Raw genomic sequence first — 5,351 nt, 5'->3', positions numbered from 1 at the left:
GTAGTTGATATGGCAATAAAGTCAGGCTCTGATGGAATTGCGTATACCTACAATCAACCATCGATATTTATCGAATTTGCCCGAGACTGTGGAGTGATTGCAAGAAAGAATGGACTGTTCAACATCTTTGTCTCAAATGGTTATGATACACCAGAAACAGTCAACATGATGAATGAGTTTCTTGATTGTATCACAGTAGATTTCAAAGGAAATGCAGAGCCACAATTTTCACGAAAATATATTGGAATTCCAGATCCTGGACCAATATTTGATACACTAAAAGAAATTCACAGTAAAACAAAGATTCACGTAGAGATAACCGACCTGGTGGTTCCGCAAGTTGGTGACAATTTGGAATATGCCAAAAAATTATGTCAATTCATATACGATGAGTTTGGGCCTGACATGCCAATACACTTTCTTAGATTCCATCCAGATTACAAGATGATGGACTTTGAATCAACACCAATACCCACACTTGAGAAACATCATGATATCGCAAAAGAGGTTGGGCTCAACTATACCTACATTGGAAATGTACCAGGTCACCCACTTGAAAATACATACTGTCCACAGTGCAAGAAAATTGTTGTCAAAAGATACGGTTTTGATATTCAAGGATGGCATCTTGATGATAACAACAATTGCAGTTTTTGCGGCAACAAAATAGCAATTGAGGGCAAACTTTCTAAAAACTACAAACAAAATAGATTCCAGTTTGTACTCTAAAATGATATTTCAGAGATTGTAACAAATTTGATTTCAAATTGTAATCAAAGGTTAAATATCGTGAAACTGGAATTAGTACATGCCAACTACTTACATCTTGATCAATTCTGATCTAGGCTCAGATGTTGCCATAATTCAGAAGATAAAGCAGATACTTGGAGGCGAAAAAGGCATCCAATATGAGATTCAAGGTGTGTACGGCGTCTATGATATCATAGTAAAGATAACTGCAGGTTCAATGGATCTCCTAAGAAGTATCATCACAAATAAGATTAGAAAGATAGACAAGGTTTACTCTACCTTGACCATGATGGTAATCGAAGAGCAAGAAAAGTCCTAACCTTTCTTTATCGTATCTATCATAGCGTGAATTTCTGATTCTGTATTGTAAAAATGAGGCGAAGCTCTTACAATTTTTTTAGAAAAGATATCTCTTACCGCAAGTATGATGTTATTTTTCTCTAGTCTTGCAACCAATGTCTTTGAATCTTGGCCTTGAATTGAAAAGGAAACTATGCTTGTACGCCTTTCCTTTTCCTCTGGACCATACAGAATTGCGCCACTAATTTTTGAAATTTCCTGACGTAATAGTTCTGCAAGCTTGATGTTTCTCTCTCTGATAGCTGAAATTCCGATTTTTTTGAGATAAATTATTGATGCCTCAAGGCCTGCTGCACCTGACCAGTTTCGAAAACCTGCTTGAAACCTGGCAGGCATTTCTTTGTGTGCAACCTTGTCTTCATGAAATATGGCAGACTCTCCACCAATCTGGAGTGGCTCAATTAGTTCGCTTGAATCTTTTCTGCAAAAAAAATGCCCATACCCATTGGACCACACAACCACTTGGAGCCGTTAAAGGACATGAAATTACAGTTGATCTTGTTTACATCTACATCACTGATACAACCAATAGTCTGGGCTGCATCAACAAAATATGGTATATTTTTTTCTGAAAGTATCTTGCCAATTTCTTCGACAGGAACTATTGCACCAGTGTTAAACAGCGCATGGCTGAGAGAAACAAGTCCTGTGTTTTTGTCAATTGTATCTGCAAAAACATTTGGTTCAAAATAACCTGTCTCATTTATTGGCAAATTTCTTAATTCGACTCTTTGACCGGCTCTGACCCATGGATAGTGATTTGCTGGATGCTCGTGATTTGAGCCACGTATAACGATATTGGAATTGGGAGCTAGTTTCAATCCGTTTGCTACAAAGTTTATTCCATCTGTAACACTCTGGGTAAGCACCACCTCTTCAGGCCTGCATTTAATCAGCCCTGAAATTTCTTTTCGTAGGTTTGCAAGCCTTTCCCTCACATAGTTATCAGAGGCCTCTGAATCTGGGCCAAGTTCGTTGTACTTTACAAGAAAATCATTCATTGAAGCTATGCTTGGCCTTGGCATCCTAGAAGTGGAGGCATTGTTTAGGTAGATTCTTTCTTTGTATGGAAAATCTTGGGAATAATCTAAATTCATTATTATATTACAATCTACTAGTCTTTTGCATTGTTTAAAAATCCTAGCGATGGCGCTCAGCCAAAATTAAATTTGCAAACAATGTTAGAGCAAAATCTAATCAATTCTGTATTTTACCCTGATCCATTTCTAAAAGCTGGATTTATCTCAAAACTAGTCCACGATACAAAACTTGAAGTCTTGTACTTGGATCTTGACTTGCTATATAGCGGGTACGTGGTTTCAGAGATGCTTGCTGCTGAAAAAAATGTTACACTCTTCCAACCAACTAGTGAGACTTTGTATCAGATGATCAAAGAGATCCTAGTAAAGGCAAGTCTATCTCAAACCATAGTTGTTGTGGATTCACTAAATGGGCTCTACAATATCTTGAATCAAAAAAAGAACCTTGGCAAGACTGTCATGTCTATCATGATGTTGCTTGCAAGCATAACAAGGATGACCAAATCCTATCTTGTTGTTACAAGTATGGTCCGATACAAAAAAGAGGAAGGCTGGATCTTGTCACCTACGGGAAAACGCCTTGTTGAAACAAAAAATAGTAAAAAAATCCTTCTTGAATATGGAAAAGAAGGCATCGTATTGAGCATGCCTAGCGACTCTTGCAAGCTCGTTATACCTTCAAATCTGATTCCGCTAGTCTAGCCTTTTTATGATATGATACCCAAACTGGGTTTTTACAATATCAGAGACTTGTCCTTTTTCTAATGCAAAAGCAGCTTTTTCAAATTCTGACACCATTGCACCTCTTGAAAAAAATCCAAGATCTCCGCCTCTCTTTTTTGATACATCAAGAGAATGTTCTTTGGCAAGATTTGCAAAACTTTCGCCCTTTGAAATTCTTGTCTTAAGATCTTGCGCAACACTTAGCTTTTCAACCAAGATATGTGCACAGTGAATTTTACTTCCCATGGTTTTTTGATTGGCAATAAATTATAAAAAAACGTCGGTTCCAACAATTGTCATTCTAAAGATTTGGAATGAGCCGATCTAAAATTAACGGTGTTATAAAATTGCCAAACGCCGTTATAACATGCCATTTTTCAGCAAGTTATATTAAGATCTTTTTCAAAAGAACTTCCATGCCAGTTGGAATTATTCCAGATATAGGCGAACAAATGTGCATAGGATGTGCACTCTGTGTAGAGATTTGTACATCACTAGGCCCAGACGTATTAAGAGTAAAACCAGTAGAAGGCTGGAAGAGAGGTAAAGCATTTGTATTTTATCCAGAAAGATGCATTTCAGATGGTGCATGCATAGGTGTATGCCCAACAAAGGCAATCTTCTGGATGAGACCAATGGACTTTACTCCAGGTCAACCAGTACCACTCTATAGAAACTCTGTGTTCGTAAAAGGTTGGACTGAACTAATCGATTAAGTCCTCAAAAACAATTCTCTTTTTCTTATTTTTCTTTCTAGACGTAGTTTTCTACATATATGGTACCATTTACCATGATATCCTATGAGCAAACCAGGAAACATCTGGCGAAGAGTGCATGGCAAAATTACAAAAAAACCCACAAACTTTAGTTGGCTGATAAATAACAAATTGGCTGGCAGTGGAATGCCAACATCTGTTTCTGAAATAGATTGGATACTAAAACAAGGAGTAAAATCAATTGTCACAATGACTGAGGACTCACTTCCAGAATCTTGGGTAGCGAATGTAAAATATCTCCATGTTCCAACGGAGGACTACTCTGCACCTGACATGGAACAAATTGATGAAGCAGTTGAGTTTATTCGAAATAGAATTGAAAACAATGAGCCTGTCATGGTTCACTGTGCAGCAGGTATTGGAAGAACTGGCACTATTCTTGCTTGTTATCTTGTCAAATATGAAAAAATATCTGCAAAAAATGCCATACAAAAAGTACGAAAAGAAAGACCTGGTTCTATCCAGTCTGAATCACAGGAAATAGCAATAGGTCTGTACTACAAATTCCTAAACAAGTAAGTTTACTCTGGTATGGATGTAGTTACCATTTTGCCGTCTTCAAGCTTGATAAACAAAAACCTGTTATCCTTGAAGATCAAAGTTACTTCGCCGTTTTTCTCTTCTACTTCAAGCAGTTCTTGTCCTCTAAGTCCATCGAATTTTGCCATATCGATCCACCAATAATTCCGTTTATATCTCTTATTTGGTAACTTCGATCTCGATTTCTTTAGAGTGTGCAGTTTCATCAAATTGGTCTGCATAATCATGTTTGTACCAAGAGACGTAAACTTCGGCTCCTATCTTGTGCTTACCCACTCCAAGCTCTGATGCATTAAATTGTATTTTTTCATCAAAGTCAAGAAATAGCTGTTTGTGCTTCGGATTGGCTATTTGGAATAGTTGGTTCAAAATTCTTTGAAACCTGTACCCAGACCTTTTTCTCTGCCATCTGAGTCAGCTTAGGGTTTCGAGTCCAAAAAAGGGCAACTTTCTTGTACGTATCTAGGGGCTTGCCAATCTCCTTCTTTCGGAGTCCACCGGTGTGGAGCTTTACTCCGTATTTTAGCTTGAAGGTGTTGTCATGATTATTGTAAGCTTTTTCCCAATTTCTCTCATTGAAGGCTTCTCTGATGGCTCCTGTAATAGAAAATTTTACATTTATTGTAACGCTGTCTTCTATTCTTGGCTTATCGGAGGATTTCCCTAGAGAGACTCCGCTTATTGCATTTTTATCGCTAGTCAACTATTGGGGATGGTTTATATCCTCAATAAGTATTTTTTTGACTTACATGGATGTTCTACTGAAAAAATCTTCTCCAAAGGAGGTTCAATTGGACATAGTAAAATCCGACATCAGCACTCTCTATATAGTACAATATGAGATGCTCAAGGATCCTACTGTAGAGTTTGCAGGTGTAGTCTTGAAACACCCTCTTACCAAACAACTTGCAATGCGAGTAAACACTTCAAAAGGAAATCCAATCAAGGAAATCGAAAAGGCAACAAAGACTGCCATTGAATATACAGACGAATTAAAAAAAGCAATTTTTTCTAAAATTAAAGGTGTCTAAATGAAATTCTGTCCCAAGTGTCAGGCACGGCTAAAGATAGATAGCTCTGACTCTGAATTTGTATGCCCCAAATGTGGATACAGTGAGAAAGGCAGCAAGGTCACAAAACAAGTAAAAAATGAAGGCAGCTC

At 37.5% G+C, this 5,351-nt stretch carries 9 protein-coding genes and 1 pseudogene; 6 read left to right on the top strand and 4 right to left on the bottom strand.

The annotated features are described in order from the left end of the window. The coding region (locus DYY66_RS05415) for a radical SAM protein (protein WP_166286879.1) at positions 1–729 on the top strand (729 nt) is incomplete at its 5' end. Positions 730–808: 79 nt separating this feature from the next. After that, positions 809–1,069, top strand: a complete 261-nt coding sequence (locus tag DYY66_RS05410) for an Lrp/AsnC ligand binding domain-containing protein (RefSeq protein ID WP_166286877.1) — start codon at positions 809–811, stop codon at positions 1,067–1,069. Here the strand turns inward: DYY66_RS05410 and DYY66_RS05405 are convergent. Next, positions 1,066–2,111: pseudogene (locus DYY66_RS05405) on the bottom strand (aminotransferase class V-fold PLP-dependent enzyme). The gene DYY66_RS05410 and the pseudogene DYY66_RS05405 overlap by 4 nt on opposite strands. 126 nt (positions 2,112–2,237) lie before the next feature. Here DYY66_RS05405 and DYY66_RS05400 point away from each other — a divergent pair. Continuing rightward, positions 2,238–2,852: a hypothetical protein gene (locus tag DYY66_RS05400; protein WP_166286875.1), complete on the top strand. Its 615-nt coding sequence runs from the start codon at positions 2,238–2,240 to the stop codon at positions 2,850–2,852. Here the strand turns inward: DYY66_RS05400 and DYY66_RS05395 are convergent. Then, positions 2,844–3,119, bottom strand: a complete 276-nt coding sequence (locus tag DYY66_RS05395) for a peptidylprolyl isomerase (protein WP_166286873.1) — start codon at positions 3,117–3,119, stop codon at positions 2,844–2,846. The two genes, DYY66_RS05400 and DYY66_RS05395, sit on opposite strands and share 9 nt — an antisense overlap. 170 nt (positions 3,120–3,289) lie before the next feature. Between DYY66_RS05395 and DYY66_RS05390 the strand changes: the two genes are divergently transcribed. Together DYY66_RS05390 and DYY66_RS05385 are read left to right on the top strand one after the other, a co-directional pair. Continuing rightward, entirely contained in the window at positions 3,290–3,589 is a 300-nt protein-coding gene (locus DYY66_RS05390) for an NADH-quinone oxidoreductase subunit I (RefSeq protein ID WP_101009164.1), read from the top strand. A gap of 84 nt (positions 3,590–3,673) precedes the next feature. Next, positions 3,674–4,168 carry a dual specificity protein phosphatase 23 gene (locus DYY66_RS05385; protein ID WP_166286871.1) on the top strand — a complete coding sequence of 165 codons (495 nt, stop codon included), beginning with the start codon at positions 3,674–3,676 and terminating at the stop codon, positions 4,166–4,168. A gap of 2 nt (positions 4,169–4,170) precedes the next feature. On the opposite strand, the gene DYY66_RS05380 is transcribed toward DYY66_RS05385, so the two are convergent. After that, positions 4,171–4,317, bottom strand: coding sequence for a hypothetical protein (locus DYY66_RS05380; protein WP_166286869.1), 147 nt, complete (start codon positions 4,315–4,317; stop codon positions 4,171–4,173). Positions 4,318–4,505: 188 nt separating this feature from the next. Further along, positions 4,506–4,892, bottom strand: a complete 387-nt coding sequence (locus tag DYY66_RS05375; RefSeq protein ID WP_255496145.1) for a hypothetical protein — start codon at positions 4,890–4,892, stop codon at positions 4,506–4,508. 46 nt (positions 4,893–4,938) lie between these two features. Here DYY66_RS05375 and DYY66_RS05370 point away from each other — a divergent pair, with 46 nt between their 5' ends. After that, a complete protein-coding gene (locus DYY66_RS05370) occupies positions 4,939–5,220 on the top strand; it encodes an RpoL/Rpb11 RNA polymerase subunit family protein (RefSeq protein ID WP_166286867.1) in 282 nt (93 codons plus the stop codon). Positions 5,221–5,351: the final 131 nt, after the last annotated feature.

Origin of the sequence: Candidatus Nitrosotalea sp. FS (genome assembly GCF_011319475.1) — an archaeon.
Taxonomy (GTDB): Archaea; Thermoproteota; Nitrososphaeria; order Nitrososphaerales; family Nitrosopumilaceae; genus Nitrosotalea.
This window is presented reverse-complemented; position numbering and strand designations above follow the sequence as displayed.